The organism is Serratia sp. CY29653 (assembly GCF_052169255.1).
Classification (GTDB): domain Bacteria; phylum Pseudomonadota; class Gammaproteobacteria; order Enterobacterales; family Enterobacteriaceae; genus Serratia; species Serratia sarumanii.
This window is the reverse complement of sequence record NZ_JBJNLC010000002.1, coordinates 247,772-261,933: the sequence shown is the minus strand read 5'-3', so window position 1 is coordinate 261,933 and position 14,162 is coordinate 247,772. Positions and strand designations below refer to the sequence as shown.

The 14,162-nt window shown below is 64.2% G+C and carries 12 protein-coding genes; 3 read left to right on the top strand and 9 right to left on the bottom strand.

The genetic code is table 11. From position 1 onward, the window contains the following. Positions 1-2: 2 nt before the first annotated feature. The 7 genes from ACJ8HN_RS14770 to ACJ8HN_RS14740 form a co-directional block, all read right to left on the bottom strand. On the bottom strand, positions 3-1,424 hold the full coding sequence (locus ACJ8HN_RS14770; RefSeq protein ID WP_060422620.1) for a PepSY-associated TM helix domain-containing protein: 1,422 nt from the start codon (positions 1,422-1,424) through the stop codon (positions 3-5). Continuing rightward, positions 1,421-1,669 carry a hypothetical protein gene (locus ACJ8HN_RS14765; protein WP_033652804.1) on the bottom strand — a complete coding sequence of 83 codons (249 nt, stop codon included), beginning with the start codon at positions 1,667-1,669 and terminating at the stop codon, positions 1,421-1,423. Before ACJ8HN_RS14765 ends, ACJ8HN_RS14770 begins: the two co-directional genes overlap by 4 nt. Continuing rightward, on the bottom strand, positions 1,669-3,807 hold the full coding sequence (locus tag ACJ8HN_RS14760; RefSeq protein ID WP_195892174.1) for a TonB-dependent siderophore receptor: 2,139 nt from the start codon (positions 3,805-3,807) through the stop codon (positions 1,669-1,671). Before ACJ8HN_RS14760 ends, ACJ8HN_RS14765 begins: the two co-directional genes overlap by 1 nt. A gap of 87 nt (positions 3,808-3,894) precedes the next feature. Beyond that, positions 3,895-5,532 (bottom strand): ATP-binding cassette domain-containing protein, encoded by a 1,638-nt coding sequence (locus ACJ8HN_RS14755; RefSeq protein ID WP_060422626.1) that lies wholly within the window; start codon positions 5,530-5,532, stop codon positions 3,895-3,897. Next, the gene (locus ACJ8HN_RS14750; RefSeq protein WP_442523634.1) at positions 5,522-7,198 is read right to left on the bottom strand and encodes an ATP-binding cassette domain-containing protein; all 1,677 of its coding nucleotides are present in this window, start codon (positions 7,196-7,198) and stop codon (positions 5,522-5,524) included. Before ACJ8HN_RS14750 ends, ACJ8HN_RS14755 begins: the two co-directional genes overlap by 11 nt. Positions 7,199-7,298: 100 nt before the next feature. Next, positions 7,299-8,177, bottom strand: coding sequence for a helix-turn-helix transcriptional regulator (locus tag ACJ8HN_RS14745; RefSeq protein WP_047569528.1), 879 nt, complete (start codon positions 8,175-8,177; stop codon positions 7,299-7,301). 111 nt (positions 8,178-8,288) lie between these two features. After that, positions 8,289-9,311, bottom strand: coding sequence for a LacI family DNA-binding transcriptional regulator (locus ACJ8HN_RS14740; protein ID WP_442523633.1), 1,023 nt, complete (start codon positions 9,309-9,311; stop codon positions 8,289-8,291). Positions 9,312-9,595: 284 nt separating this feature from the next. Here ACJ8HN_RS14740 and ascF point away from each other — a divergent pair, with 284 nt between their 5' ends. Together ascF and ACJ8HN_RS14730 are read left to right on the top strand one after the other, a co-directional pair. Further along, the gene (gene ascF / locus ACJ8HN_RS14735) at positions 9,596-11,038 is read left to right on the top strand and encodes a PTS cellobiose/arbutin/salicin transporter subunit IIBC (RefSeq protein ID WP_442523632.1); all 1,443 of its coding nucleotides are present in this window, start codon (positions 9,596-9,598) and stop codon (positions 11,036-11,038) included. Positions 11,039-11,054: 16 nt separating this feature from the next. Then, complete coding sequence (locus tag ACJ8HN_RS14730; RefSeq protein ID WP_442523631.1) at positions 11,055-12,485, top strand: 6-phospho-beta-glucosidase; 1,431 nt, start codon at positions 11,055-11,057, stop codon at positions 12,483-12,485. Between the two features lie 15 nt (positions 12,486-12,500). Here the strand turns inward: ACJ8HN_RS14730 and ACJ8HN_RS14725 are convergent, their stop codons facing one another. Next, positions 12,501-12,920, bottom strand: coding sequence for a putative T6SS immunity periplasmic lipoprotein (locus tag ACJ8HN_RS14725; protein ID WP_442523630.1), 420 nt, complete (start codon positions 12,918-12,920; stop codon positions 12,501-12,503). Beyond that, positions 12,917-13,357 carry a putative T6SS immunity periplasmic lipoprotein gene (locus ACJ8HN_RS14720; protein ID WP_442523705.1) on the bottom strand — a complete coding sequence of 147 codons (441 nt, stop codon included), beginning with the start codon at positions 13,355-13,357 and terminating at the stop codon, positions 12,917-12,919. Before ACJ8HN_RS14720 ends, ACJ8HN_RS14725 begins: the two co-directional genes overlap by 4 nt. A 406-nt stretch (positions 13,358-13,763) precedes the next feature. Between ACJ8HN_RS14720 and ACJ8HN_RS14715 the strand changes: the two genes are divergently transcribed. After that, a complete protein-coding gene (locus ACJ8HN_RS14715; protein WP_442523629.1) occupies positions 13,764-14,072 on the top strand; it encodes a hypothetical protein in 309 nt (102 codons plus the stop codon). Positions 14,073-14,162 lie beyond the last annotated feature (90 nt).

Below are 14,162 nucleotides of genomic sequence, written 5' to 3'. Positions count from 1 at the left end.
TTTTACTCCAATTGGCGCGGCCAGGCACCGCGCGATTGCCATAACAAGGAGCCGGCGGCGAACAGAGCCGCGCTGACTAACAGTAAAGCGCTGTCCAGCCAGTACAGGCCGGGGCCGGCGCTGAGCATATGGCCGAGCGCCGCCACCAGCAGCGCCGTACCGCTGGCCATTCCGCTGAGGAACAATAACCACCCCGGCCAAACTCGCCACGCCAACAGCGCCACCGCGCCCCACATTCCCCAAAACAGCCAGGCGGCAGGGAACGCCGCCAGCGGCCGGGCGGCCAACAGCAGACTTCCCGCCACCGTCAGACCACAGCAGACGCCGGTGATAAAGCGCGCGGCACGGCGCTGCGGCTGCCGTAGGCACCACAATCCCAGCCCGCTCAGCGCCAGCGTCGCCGCGCCGAACCCGGCCAAAAAATGCAGCGCGCTCACCGCCGCCGCCGCCCGCGGCAACCAGGCGTATTGGCCATAGTGCAGCGGCTGAACGGCGATGAACGCGCGCGTCCATGGCCCCTGATGAGCGGCGCTGCGTCGCATCAGCGCCGGCTGCTCGCCGCTGCCGAAACGAAATTGCTCGAACAGCGCGCTGCTGGGAATACCGCGAGTGACGCCGCCCACCGCCAGCAATGCACCATCCGGCGCGCGCTGCAGGGTTTGCGGCGTAAATTCCGGTGCCTGGCGCCGCAGCGCCGCCATCGTCTGCGCAAGGGTACGCCCGGCGTCAGGCAAGGGCGGTGCAGGTTGCGCACCGCCCATCAGCTGCGCCATCACCCGCTGCGGCGCACCGGGGCTGACGCGGTCGGCCAGCAGCACAGTACCGAGCGCGCCGAGGCCGGATAACGCGCCGGTCAAAGCGAACATCACCAGCCACGGATAGCACCAAAGCCCCAACAGATTGTGTAGATCGAACAGCAGCACCCGCAGCCCCTGACGCCGCCGCAGCTGCAACAGCTGGCGCAGCCGTCGACCATGCAGCGCAATCCCGCTGATCAGCAGCAAAGCGAACGCGATGCCGAACAAACTGAGAAACACCCGACCGGGAAAGCCGAGAAACAGGTTCTTGTGCAGCGTCACCAACAGCGTGGTAGGTGCCGTCAGGCTGACCAGCCGCCCGCTGACGGCGCTCAGCGCGAGGGCGCAGTCGTCCGGGGCGCGGCAAAAGCGAATCACCGGATAACGCGCGCTCGGCAGCATGACGTAAGGCGCCGCGCCGTCTTCACCGTAGGCTTTCGCGTCGTCCAGCAGCTGCGCCAACGGCCGTTGCTCGCCGCTCATCGTCACGCCGTTCCACCACAGCGTGAAGCTGTCGCCGGCCAGGCTCCAGCAGCCGGTGAACAGGACCACGAACAGCGCGCAGCCGAACAACGCGCCGCAGCCCCGATGCAGCGACGCCAAAGCCCGTCGCGCGACGGCGTTCATCGCCACGCCTCCAGCAGCGCCAGCGGCAGCGGCCACCACAACCAGGCGCGCAGCAGCGTGCGACGCCAGTCCGGCGCCAGCAGGCTATACGTCAGCAACGCGATGCCGCCGAACAACGCCAGAAACAGCGCGCCGTAAAGCCGATCGAGCGGGTCGGCCGAGGGATAGCCGCGCGCCAACAGCAGCGCCAGGGTAACGCCCCCCATGGCGCTGCCGAGGCACGCCGCCCATACGCGCATATTCATCAAAACTCGGCCTTGACGGTGAACATCAGGTTGCGCGGTTCACCGTAACGGTTGTTCCACTGCGGCGAGAAAAGCCCGGCGTAGTAGCGGCGATCGAACAGATTGTTGACGTTGAGCGCCGCCGACCAGGTCTCGTCGATGCGATACCCCAGCCGTGCGTTGACCAGCGCATAGCCGCCCTGGCGCAGCGTCGTCGCGCCATTGGCGCTGCTGAACGCGCTCTGCGCCTGGATGCCGCCGCCGATGCTCCACTTGCGCTGATCCCACGGCAGGTCGTAATCGCTCCACAGCCGCAGCATATGACGCGGCGTCAGGCTGTTGTAGGCGCGCCCCTGGTTGCCGGCGTCGCGGGTGTAGCGCGTGTCGGTATAGGTGTAGCCGAGCGTGACGTCCCACCATGGCGTGAGGTATCCGCGCCCTTCCAGCTCGAGGCCTTCACTGCGAGCCTTGCCGCCGCTGATATACCAGGTATCGAAACCGCCGCCCGGGTGATCGGGATCCACCTGCGGGTTGTTCTCCAGATCGATGCGGAACGCCGCGGCCGAGAGGTTGAGCGCGCCATTCATCAGCGACGCCTTCACCCCGCTTTCCAACGTGCGGCCCTCCACCGGCTTAAGCATCTGCCCGCTCCAGGTTTTGCCGCTCTGCGGCTGAAACACCGTGGCGTAGCTGGCATACCACGACCAGTCTTTGGCGAAATCCCAGATCAGGCCGCCGTAGGGGGTCAGACGCGCGTTCTCTTCCAGAGTGTCGCTGGGCGAACGCAGTTGCCACCAGCTTTCGCGCGCGCCGGCCACCAGCGTCAGCGGCTCCGCCAGTTTAATGCGGCCCATGCCGTACACCCCGCGCTGAACGGTTTTGGTCGACCCCGGCGAGCTGTAAGCGCCGATCGCTGGCTTCGGCACGCCGTGCGGATCCCAGCGGTAGACGTTCACCGGCACCTGAAACACAGAATCAAACCGTGCGGTGAACTGTTCTTCTTCGGCATGGGTGTAGCTGGCGCCGACGACCAGCTCGTGCCGCAACCCCCAGGCGTCGATCTTGCCGTTCAGGCTGGCGTCCAGCCCCAGCTGCTGATTGCGAAAACGATAGGCGCCGCCCATCAGCGCCGCGCCGTCGCCGGTGGCCGGATCGACGTTGCCCCAGGCGCCGGCATACAGCAGGCGAGACTTGGCGTGCAGATAGTCGCCGCTCAGCTTGGCCTGCCAGTCGTCGTTCAGCCGATGCTCCACCGCAGCGAACAGCCGCGTGGTGTCCCATTTGAAGCGATCCCAGTCCACGTCCAGATAGGTGCTGCGCGGCAGGTGCAGATCGCTGCCGTCTTTCCCCATCGGCACCCCGGCCATATTGGTGACGGAATCGATGGTTTGGTACTGCGCGCCGACACGCAGCAGGGTGTCCGGCGTCAGATCGGCGTCGACGGTGGCATACAGCAAACGGGTTTTCTGATCCGAGACGCGATAGAAATAATCGCGATCTTCCCATGCCATCACCGCACGGCCGCGCACGCTGCCCGACGCGTTCAGCGGGCCGCCCACGTCCGCTTCGCCGCGATACTGATTCCAGCTCCCGGCGCTGGCGGTAAACTGCGCGCGGTTTTGCGCCAGTCCGTGCTTGCGCACCATGTTGACCGTGGCCGCCGGGTTGCCGAGCCCGTGCAGCAGGCCGTTGGAGCCGCGCAGGATCTCCACCCGCTCATACACCGCCATGTCCTGCGGCGAGCTGGCGGTATTGCCCAGCAGCGTCGGCACGCCGTCCAGTTCGAACGAATCGATCTTGAAGCCGCGCGCATACCACGCGGTGGTCAGCAACACGAAGGGGGCGCTGGTGACGCCGGTGGCGCGCGTCATCACCGCATCCAGCGATGTGAGATTCTGCTGCTCCATCTGCTGGCGATCGATCACGCTGACCGACTGGGCCACTTCACGCGGTTTCAGCGGGATTTTCCCCAGCGTGGTGACGCCGGGAGCCACATAGTCATCCCGCGCCGCCGCGCCGGCGGTCACGGTGAGGGTATCTTCTTTTACGTCCGTTTTGGCCGGCGCATCCTGCGCCAGCGCCCCGGTGCCGCACAGCGCGCACAGCAACGCGCCGCGGCGCATCGCGGCCGCCACTGGTGAGAGGTGAATGAGTCGCATGTTTTTCCCTGGTTGTTATTGTTAAATGATAATCGTTATCAATCTAACAAAACGGCCGCCGCGACTTTTTCGATTGCCGGAGTTTCTCTATCGATCGCCGGTCATTTTCGCCTGGCAGAAACGGGCGAACCAGCCCCCCGCCTCGCGCAGCGCATCCGGGCTGCCCGCCGCCGTCAGCCGCCCGCCTTCCAGCACCCACACTCGATCCGCCCGACAGGCCAACGCGGGATCGTGGGTGACGACGACCCGCGTGCCGGGCCAGCCGGCCAGCAGGGCCGCCACGCGCTCGGCGTTGCGCAGATCCAGACTGGCGCCCGGTTCGTCCAACAACAATCGTGGCGCCCCCTGCAGCAGCGTGCGCGCCAGGCACAGCCGTTGCTTCTGCCCGCCGGAGAAACGATCGCCGTCGCTGCCGACCTCTTCTTCCAGCACGTCGGGCGGCAGATCCAGCGCCGCCAACAGCGCCAGCAGACGCTCATCGCCGATATCCGTTCGCCCCTGGGTCAGATTCCAGCGCACGCTGCCGCGCAGCAGGCGATTGTCTTGCCACATCACGCCGCGACCGCCCGCCAATTGCCGCGCCGACAGCGCGCGCACGTCACGGCCGCCGTAGAACACCCGCCCCGCCGTCGGATCCTGCGTGCGCGCCATCAGGCTCAGCAGGCTGCTTTTGCCGGCGCCCGAAGGGCCGACGATCGCCAACATCTCTCCGGCGGCGCAGGCTCCGCCTATTTCCCGCAGCCGCCAGCCGCCGTGCGCCGCCGCCAGGCTCAGCGCCTCAAGCGCGATGCCGTCGTCCTGCGGCGCGGCGCCGTCCCGTTCCGGCAGCGGCAACGCGGGCGACGCCAGCGCCTGCCGCAGTTGCGCCCACGCGCTCTTCAACTGACGCAGCGCCTGATCGAGGTGAGAAAGCTGAAGCAACGGCTCCAACAAGCGGGCCAGGACAATCATCAGCGCCAGCCATTGGGCGACGTTCAGGCGCTGCGCCAGCACCTCATGGGCACCGAACCACAATGCCGCCAACAGCGTCAGCTGCAGCCCGGCGCTGAACAACAGGTGATATGGCAAGCTTTGGCGCAGCAGCGCGGCGTGCGCCCGATGATGGTCATCCAACCGTTGCGTCAACGCCTCGGCGGCGGCCGCCTGCCCGTAGCCGAAGCGCAGCAATGCCTGATGACGGGCAAACTGCATCAGCGCCCCTTCAATACTCTGATTGGCCTCCCCAAGCTCTCGCTCTCGCCGGTGCAGCCGGGCCGCCGAACCGCGCAACACCAGCATCAACAGCACGCAGGCCGCCAGCAGCATCAGCGCCACTCCCGGGCTCAGGCAGGCCAGCCCGGCGATCAGCGCCAGCGGCGTGACGACCGCGCCAACCAACGGCGCCAGCAGGTGCGCGGGTGCCGACATCGTCTGACCGATGGCCCCGGCCAACAGACCCGGTGCCTGCTCCTGCGGCGACAGCGCGCGCGGCAGACGGCGGAACAGCGCCCGCAGCAACGAGCTCATCACCGCGCCGCCGGCGAAGAAACCGCGGGAGGCCGCCGCATACTGCACCGCCAGCAAGAGAGGCGTAGCCAGCGCCAGCAGCCCTAGCCAATGGCCGGGATTTTGCTGCCAGTTCGCCACCGCTGCCGCCAGCAGCAAGGCGCAGACGCCATCCAACGCGGCGGCCAGCGCCATCAGCAACAGCGCCGGGGCCAACGCTTTCACCAACTCAAACTTCATCGTCCGCCTCCTGGCGCTCGGCCAACGCCGCCAACAATGCCGGATGATCCGCCATCTCGGCGGGCGTGCCGACCGCCAACAACCGCCCCTCCGCCAGCACCGCCACCCGATCGGCGCGGCGGCACAGTTCCGCGTCGTGCGTTGCCACCAGCCGGGTGGCGGGCAGCTGCGCCAGCGCCGTCAGAATGCGTTCGCGATTTTGCCGATCCTGCGCCGAAGTCGGTTCGTCGGCCAACAGCAGCGGCCGCCGCGCCAGCAACGCCCGGGCGATGGCGAGACGCTGCGCCTCCCCGCCGGAAAGCGAAGGCGTATCGTCCAACCTATCCTGCAAACGCGCCGCCAGCCCCAGCGCGGCCAGCACGCGCCGCAGCTGCGCATCGTCGGCCCCGTCGACGAACAGCGTCAGGTTGTCGCGCAGCGACATCGCCGGCGGCGTATTCTCCTGCGGCACCACGGCCACCATCTGATTGAATGCCTGCGCCGAGAACGCGTCGGCGAGCACGCCGTCGAGCGATACCGTTCCGCTATCCGGCTCGCTATAACGGGCGATCAACCGCAGCAGCGTGCTTTTACCGCTGCCCGACGCCCCGACAATCGCCAGCCATTCCCCCGGTTCGACGGCCAGATTGACGCCCTGCAGCAACCAGCGTTCGTCCTGCCGGCAACCGAGATCGCTCAGCTGCAGCGCCGCCCCCTGCGGCGCCGAAGCGATCGTCGAGCGCCCTCCCCAGCGTATTTCGGGATGCGCCAGCAGCGCCCGAATGCGGCCGGCGGCCAGCGTCGCCGCGCGCAATGCATCGCCGCCGTGCCCCATCGCCATCATCGGTTGCGCCACGCTGCGCAACAGCAACACGAACAGCGCCAGCTCCGCCAGCGTGAGATTGGGCGCCAGCCAGCGGGCGCCGAGCAACAGCCAACCGGCCGACAGCGCGGCGCTGAGCAGTAATTGGGTCACGGCGCCGAGCGCGCCGATACGCCGCAGCCAACGGTGAAAGGCGGCGAGAAAGCCCCGCAGGCTCTGCCGCGCACGCGCTTCGATGCCCGCACCGGGAAACTGGCGCGCCAACAGCGGATGCGCCGCCAGCTGCCGATAATCGTCGTTCAACTGCCGAAACGCCCGATCGCGTTGTTCAAACGCCGGCCGCAGTCGCGGCGAACGGATGACGCGAAACAACAGCGCGGCCGCCAGCAAAGGTATCAGCGCGAACAGCAGCAGCGGCCACTGCACCGCCGCCAGCAGCGCCAGCGCGCAGCCGGGTACCACGGCCAGCTGCACCAACTCCGCCGGCGCATGGGCCACCAGCTGATGCAGCGCCTGAATGTCCTGCGACAGCGCCCGGGCGGCGCCGCTCTCGCCCTGCCGCACAAACCAGTTCAGCGGCAGACGCACCAGCTTGGCGGCCAATTGGCTGCGCAGCCGATGACACAAACGCGCGTCGAGCAGATGAGTGAGGTGCAGCGCCAGCGTTTGGGCGAACAGCCACAGCGCCAGGCCACCGGCGGCGACGCCAAGCCAGAAGGAATAGGCCGCCGGATCGGCGTCCACCAGCCGGGCTATCGCCAGCCAGGGAAACAGCGAACTGACGCCGGCCAGCGCCTGCAGCGCCAGCGCGGAATACAGCATGATGCGGAAAGGACGCGTCAGCGCCCGCAGGTCACTCAGCATGAGATCCTCCACGGCAAAGGCGCTTACTGTAGCCAAAAGCGGCGGACGTCCTCATCCGTAAAGGCTTTCGCCGGCGAGACTTTTTCTTTCGATTGCGTGGCTAACGCTTTTTGACGTCGCAGGGCATGACGCCGAAACGCTTGCGGAAGGCGACGGAGAAGTGCGCCGGCGTATAACCCACCTGCCAGGCGACGGTGGAAACGTGCAGATCCTGCTCGCTCAGCAAGCGCCAAGCGGTTTGCAGCCGGTGCTCCTGCAGCAGGCCGAATACGCTGGCGCCAAACAGCTGGCGGAACCCTTGCGTGAGTTTGCGGGTGTTCAACCCGGCGCGCTGAGCCAGTTGATCCAGGCTCGGCGGCTGCTCCATCTCCGCCAACAGGATTTCGCGCGCCAGCTGCAGGCGCGCCACATCGCGCGCGGCCAGGTGCACGCCAACAGACGGCGCGGCAGCGCTGCGGTTCCAGCATTGATGCAGGCAATGCGCCGCCAGCTCGTTGGCCCTGGCGCTGAACCACAGCCCGCGCTGCGACTCGTGCAGCGGGCAGGCGAACAGTTGCCGGGCCTGGCCGATCAGCGCTGCCGGCGCCGCCAGCGGCACCAATTGCGCATGCCGCCGCCCATCGAGGCCGGGCGGCAGGCGGACATCGTTCTGTTCCAGCCAGGCGGCGGAGAACTGCAGCAGGGTGTAATCGAGCGGTTCGCCGGCCTGGAACAGGTTGTTCAACACAAAGTCGTCCCGCCCGGCGGCCAGCAACAGCGAAGGGCCGTTCAGCTCCACCTGCGGCCCCGTTCCGCTTTCACAGCGCAGACGCCCGCGGCGGATCACCACGATCTTCAGCCCCGCGCGGTGGGGTTCATCCAGCTCGATGTCGACATCGGCGGCCAACACGCCGCGCCGCGCACGCAGCATGTCCGACAGCGCATAGTCCTGCGCTTGCTGATGATATTCCTGCAGTAACCGCTGGGGGGACGTAGACATGTTCGCCCTGCCTGTGAATGATGACGCCGACCGTCGACGAGGTTTTTGATAGTGATTCTCATTAGCAATATAAGGCCGGCCGTCGGGTTTGTCTATTGAGGCGCGGATGGATCAGTTACCTACCCAATACGGCCCCGCCGCCACCGACTCGCGCTCGATCAGGCTGGCCGGGAAGCTGGGGCGCTTGCTCAGCTCGCCGCCGTCCAGCATCGACAGCAGGCGGTTGATGGTCTCCTGGATCATCTCGGTGACCGGCATCTTCATGCTAGACAGCGACGGCACGGTATAGGGCGCCAGCGGGATGTCGTCGAAGCCGATGACCGATACCGCTTCCGGCACCGCCACGCCGCGCTCCGCCAGCCGCTTCATCGCGCCGATGGCCATCTCGTCGTTGCCGGCGACGATGGCGCTGAACGGCTGCCCGCCGGCCAGTAGCGCATCGACCGCCGCCACGCCGCTTTGCGCGTGCCATTTCCCCTCGACGATCAACGCCTCGTTAACCGCGATGCCCTGCTGCGCCAGCGCGGATTTGTAGCCGGAAAGCCGCTCCAGCCCGGTGGGAGAATCGAGCGAGCCGGTGATAAAGGCGATGTCGCGATGCCCACGCGCGATCAGGTGCGCCACCGCCGCCGCGCCGGCGGCGTGCTGATCGCTGAAGATGCAGTAGCTGTCGTTCAGCCGCAGCCGCCGGTTGATCACCAGAATCGGCTGGCGGTGTTGGGAGACGATCTCGTCCATTTCCGCGATCGACAGAAAACGCGGATAGATGATCACCCCGTCGCAGCGCAGATCCAGCAAAAACTGAATGGCGGCCCGCTCCTCTTCGGCGGTGTGCTTGCCATCCGCCAGGATCAGTTGGCGGCCGTTCGCCTCCATGATGCGCGCCGACTGCGCCATCAGTTCGCTGAAGTAGTTGCCGCTGTAGAGGGTGTTGGTGACCACCAGGCCGAGGGTTTGAGTGGTGTTGGTCGCCAGGCTGCGCGCCAGCAGGTTGGGCCGATAGCCGGTTTCCGCGATGGCTTTAGCCACCAACGCGCGTTTCTCCTCGCTGACATAGCCGCTGCCGGACAACACGCGCGACACCGTCGCCTTTGAAACGCCGGCCTTTTTCGCCACCTCGAGTATCGTTGCCATCTGTGCGCCGCCAAAATCCATGGGTTCAGCGCAGTCTACCCAAGACGCCCGGCGTTTGGAACGCTTTCACGCCCCTGTGCGTCGATGCGTACTTACCTCTGGCGATCCAGATCACGAAAACGAAACGCCAAAAATCATAGTTCTTGCCAACAACAAAACACCAATACATGATTTTGTGAAACCGGTTTCTTATGGGCGTTTCATACGGATGGAACGACGGATCGCCCAGGCAGTAAATATGCGCCTTTGGGCTATCCGAATTGCTATCTGAGAGACGACACGCCATGCCGAAGAACTACGCAGAGATCTCGCACGCCATCATGGCCGCCCTGGGCGGCGCGGGCAATATCGAGGCCGTGACCCACTGCATGACCCGCCTGAGATTCGTGGTGAAAGACAAAACGCGGATCGACACCCCGGCGCTGAAGGCCATCGACGGCGTGCTGGGCGTGGTGCACAGCGGCGAGCAGTGCCAGGTGATCATCGGCAACGAGGTGGCCAAGGCCTATCAGGCGGTGCTGGCGCTCGGCATGCCGGGCGCGGCGGCCCCCGCCGCCCCGGTGAAACGCCAACTCACCCTGAAGGGCATCGGCGCCGGCATTCTCGACGCGCTGGTGGGCACCATGTCGCCCCTGATCCCCGCCATCATCGGCGGCTCGATGGTGAAGCTGCTGGCGATGATCCTGGACATGGCCGGGGTATTCGAAAAAGGCTCCTCGACCCTCGTCATCCTCAACGTAATCGGCGACGGCGCGTTCTTCTTCCTGCCGGTGATGGTCGCCGCCTCGGCGGCGCTGAAGTTCAAAACCAACATGTCGTTGGCGATCGCCATCGCCGGGGTGCTGGTGCATCCCAACTTTATCGATCTGATGGCCAAGGCGGCGCAGGGCCAGGCGGTGGAATTCGCCTTCATCCCGGTGACGGCGGTGAAATACACCTACACGGTGATCCCGGCGCTGGTGATGACCTGGATCCTGTCGCACATCGAACGCGGGGTGGATCGCATCACCCCGGCGGTGACCAAGAACTTCCTCAAACCGATGCTGATCGTGCTGATCGCCGCGCCGATCGCCATTCTGCTTATCGGCCCGCTCGGCATCTGGATCGGCAGCGGCATCTCTGCGCTGGTCTACACCGTGCACGGCTACCTGGGCTGGCTCTCCGTGGCCATCATGGGGGCGATTTGGCCACTGCTGGTGATCACCGGCATGCACCGGGTGTTTACCCCGACCATCATCCAGACCATCGCCGAGACCGGCAAAGAGGGCATGGTGATGCCTTCGGAGATCGGCGCCAACCTGTCGCTGGGCGGCGCTTCGCTGGCGGTGGCGCTGAAAACCAAGAACCGCGAGCTGCGCCAGACCGCGCTGGCCGCCGCCGCCTCCGCCATCGTGGCAGGGATTTCCGAACCGGCGCTGTACGGCGTGGCGGTGCGCCTGAAACGGCCGCTGATCGCCAGCCTGATCAGCGGCTTCGTCTGCGGCGCGGTCGCCGGCATCGGCGGGTTGGCCAGCCATTCGATGGCCTCGCCCGGGCTGTTCACCAGCGTGCAGTTCTTCGATCCGGCCAACCCGATGAGCATCGTGTGGGTGGTGGCGGTGATGGCGCTCTCGGTGGTGCTGTCGTTCGCGCTCACGCTGATGCTGGGCTTCGAGGATCTGCCGGAAAACGCCGCCGCGCCCGGCCAAACCGCACCGGCGGCGAACGCCGCCAGCGCAACGCATTGAGACACCAGAGGATTGCATGTCTGACTCAACATTCCCGACAGGATTTTTATGGGGCGGCGCACTGGCCGCCAACCAGGCGGAAGGCGGCTATCGCGAGGGCGGCAAAGGGCTGACCACCGTCGATATGATCCCGCACGGCCCGCACCGCATGGCGGTCAAACTCGGGCTGGAGAAGCGCTTTAGCCTGCGCGACGACGAGTTTTACCCCAGCCACGACGCCATCGATTTCTACCACCGCTACCGCGACGACATCGCGCTGATGGCGGAGATGGGCTTTACCGTGTTCCGCACCTCCATCGCCTGGAGCCGGATTTACCCCAACGGCGACGAGTTGACGCCTAACGCCGAAGGCATCGCCTTCTACCGCAGCCTGTTCGAAGAGTGCCGCCAATACGGCATCGAGCCGCTGGTCACACTGTGCCATTTCGACGTGCCGATGCACCTGGTGACCGAATACGGCTCCTGGCGCAGCCGCAGGATGGTGGAGTTCTTCACCCGCTACGCCCGCACCTGCTTCGAAGCCTTCGACGGGCTGGTGAAATACTGGCTGACCTTCAACGAGATCAACATCCTGCTGCACAGCCCGTTCTCCGGCGCGGGGTTGGTGTTTGAAGCGGACGAAAACCCCGAACAGGTGAAATACCAGGCCGCGCACCACGAACTGGTGGCCAGCGCGCTGGCGACGCGCATCGCCCACGAAGTGAACCCCGCCAACCAGGTGGGCTGCATGCTGGCCGGCGGCAACTTCTACCCGTGGTCCAGCAAGCCGGAAGACGTGTGGGCCGCGCTGGAGAAAGATCGCGAAAACCTGTTCTTTATCGACGTGCAGGCGCGCGGCGCTTACCCCTCCTACGCCGCCCGCGTATTCCGTGAGAAAGACGTCAGCATCGTCATGGAACCGGAAGACGCCGACATCCTGGAGCACACCGTCGACTTCGTCTCCTTTAGCTACTACGCCTCGCGCTGCGCCTCCGCCGACATGAACGACAACAACAGCAGCGCCGCCAACGTGGTGAAATCGCTGGCGAACCCGCACGTGCCGCGCAGCGACTGGGGCTGGGGCATCGATCCGCTGGGGCTGCGCATCACCATGAACATGATGTACGACCGCTACCAAAAGCCGCTGTTCCTGGTGGAAAACGGCCTGGGCGCGCACGACGAGTTCAATGCAGCAGGCGAGATAGAAGACGACTACCGCATCAGCTACCTGCGCGAACACATCCGCGCCATCGCCGACGCCATCGCCGACGGCGTGCCGGTGCTGGGTTACACCACCTGGGGCTGCATCGACCTGGTGGCCGCCTCAACCGGCGAAATGAGCAAGCGCTACGGCTTTGTCTACGTCGACCGCGACGACCAGGGCAACGGCACCCTCGCCCGCACCCGCAAGAAATCGTTCTGGTGGTATAAGAAGGTGATCGCCAGCAATGGGGGGGATTTGGGGTAGGTTTGGGCGGTGGGGTTAGCGTGGGGTGCGGAGGGCTTCCAACCTAAGTTGATTGCCTTCCTGCTGCACAACGAATTCGGCGACGAACTCACGCGCAGAGGGAAACTCACCTGACTGCTGTTTGTTGAGGGAGACCAGCTTCGCGGAGAAATGGTATTGCTGCCCCGGCGTAAATACGTAGCCCTCATCAGGAATGCACTGATCGGGGGCAACATCCCGCAGCGGTTCGAAGAATTTGAACGTGCGGCTCTGCGCCTCATCCAATCGGTAGATCGAGATGCCCGCAAGTTTTTCGTCTCCCTGCGGCTGAACGGTGATGCATACTTTGCCCTCACGCAGGTTGGCGGTAGCGGGATAGTCTACGGGGATACGATCGCCTATCGACGGACAGCCTGCGAGCAGGAAGGGGAAAGTGAGGGGGAAGATCCGTTTCATTTTGTCCCTGCGTATCTGCTGCCCTGTGTGATATTTTCAATTTCGTAAACACCATTGAGTTTTGTCACTTTGAAGTGAGCAATAAAGGCCCTGCCGGAAACATCCTGCAGGTTTCTGCGCTTCTCAATCGGCACAAAATTTAGCCTCATGCTGTAGGTATGATTTTCCTGAAACGGGTAATCGTTCTGCGTAACGCAAATACCCTTTTTAAGATCCTGATTCCCCACCTCAATCAATTTCTCATCAGCATCACCAGTGAGATAGAGCGTATCTTGCCTTTCGTTTTCTTTTGGTGACGGAGAGATGCAGATATCGCCATTCGCTTTAGCATGGGCAAAAATAGGGATATCTGGTGCATAGCGCTGATCGAGACGATCGCCAGTGCAGGCGCTTAACAATATCGCTCCTGCAATGACCTTTAAGCAATTAGCTTTCATCATATTCCATTATTTATAAATCTTAATGAGGAAATATTATCCATGAATGGATGACTGATAGTTCGACGCAAAGATGATATGCCGAATTGCGAGGTACATTCCAATCCTAAAAGCAAATAAACTGTAATTCCATACAGCTTATTTTTTCCTTTTACTGATAACGCTATAGTTTTTCCGCTGCGGCAAAATTCGCAGCCGGAGTTAGCGTTCCGAATCTGACATACTACCGCTGTATTATGTAATAATGCAGCAGCTTTAGTTCACTCCAAATAATGGTGGCTCAGGCGGGGGCTTCGCAAGAAGCGCCGGTTCGTATGTCCCGGTGACGCTAACCCCGTCTGGGCTACCACCCGAGTTTAGCGTCTCTGGTGATAGTCATTAGCTAATGACATACGGAGATGCACCCATGACAAAGACTCCCACTACAGAATCCGTTGCAAGCACCCTTACCCTCTACCGCCAACTGTTTAACCACCTCGATCTCAGCACTTTTAACCCTTCAGAACTTTTAGACCTGGCCGCACTCTCTGCCGAGCAGGCGGAAGGTCTGTGCCACGGACTGATTCTGTTCGGCCATTTGCTGCAAAAACACCCACAGCTGGATGCCGAAGGCTGGGAGCAGATGAATCGCTACCTCAACGCCACGGCACATCTGGTTCCTGCGCTGTGTAATCTTTACGGGCGGGCGTTGCGGGAGATGGAAGCCCGCGGCTAACGTAAATGGCAATCAGGGCGATGCTCATCGCCCTTCCCACCCACGATTTCCAATAGAACTGAATGACATATCACAACAAAAGCATTCATC

Excerpts from the sequence above, each read along its gene's own strand:
- ACJ8HN_RS14770 (WP_060422620.1), bottom strand. The coding sequence starts at position 1,424 with ATGAACGCCGTCGCGCGACGGGCTTTGGCGTCGCTGCATCGGGGCTGC.
- ACJ8HN_RS14765 (WP_033652804.1), bottom strand. The coding sequence starts at position 1,669 with ATGAATATGCGCGTATGGGCGGCGTGCCTCGGCAGCGCCATGGGGGGC.
- ACJ8HN_RS14760 (WP_195892174.1), bottom strand. The coding sequence starts at position 3,807 with ATGCGACTCATTCACCTCTCACCAGTGGCGGCCGCGATGCGCCGCGGC.
- ACJ8HN_RS14755 (WP_060422626.1), bottom strand. The coding sequence starts at position 5,532 with ATGAAGTTTGAGTTGGTGAAAGCGTTGGCCCCGGCGCTGTTGCTGATG.
- ACJ8HN_RS14750 (WP_442523634.1), bottom strand. The coding sequence starts at position 7,198 with ATGCTGAGTGACCTGCGGGCGCTGACGCGTCCTTTCCGCATCATGCTG.
- ACJ8HN_RS14745 (WP_047569528.1), bottom strand. The coding sequence starts at position 8,177 with ATGTCTACGTCCCCCCAGCGGTTACTGCAGGAATATCATCAGCAAGCG.
- ACJ8HN_RS14740 (WP_442523633.1), bottom strand. The coding sequence starts at position 9,311 with ATGGCAACGATACTCGAGGTGGCGAAAAAGGCCGGCGTTTCAAAGGCG.
- ascF (WP_442523632.1), top strand. The coding sequence starts at position 9,596 with ATGCCGAAGAACTACGCAGAGATCTCGCACGCCATCATGGCCGCCCTG.
- ACJ8HN_RS14730 (WP_442523631.1), top strand. The coding sequence starts at position 11,055 with ATGTCTGACTCAACATTCCCGACAGGATTTTTATGGGGCGGCGCACTG.
- ACJ8HN_RS14725 (WP_442523630.1), bottom strand. The coding sequence starts at position 12,920 with ATGAAACGGATCTTCCCCCTCACTTTCCCCTTCCTGCTCGCAGGCTGT.
- ACJ8HN_RS14720 (WP_442523705.1), bottom strand. The coding sequence starts at position 13,357 with ATGAAAGCTAATTGCTTAAAGGTCATTGCAGGAGCGATATTGTTAAGC.
- ACJ8HN_RS14715 (WP_442523629.1), top strand. The coding sequence starts at position 13,764 with ATGACAAAGACTCCCACTACAGAATCCGTTGCAAGCACCCTTACCCTC.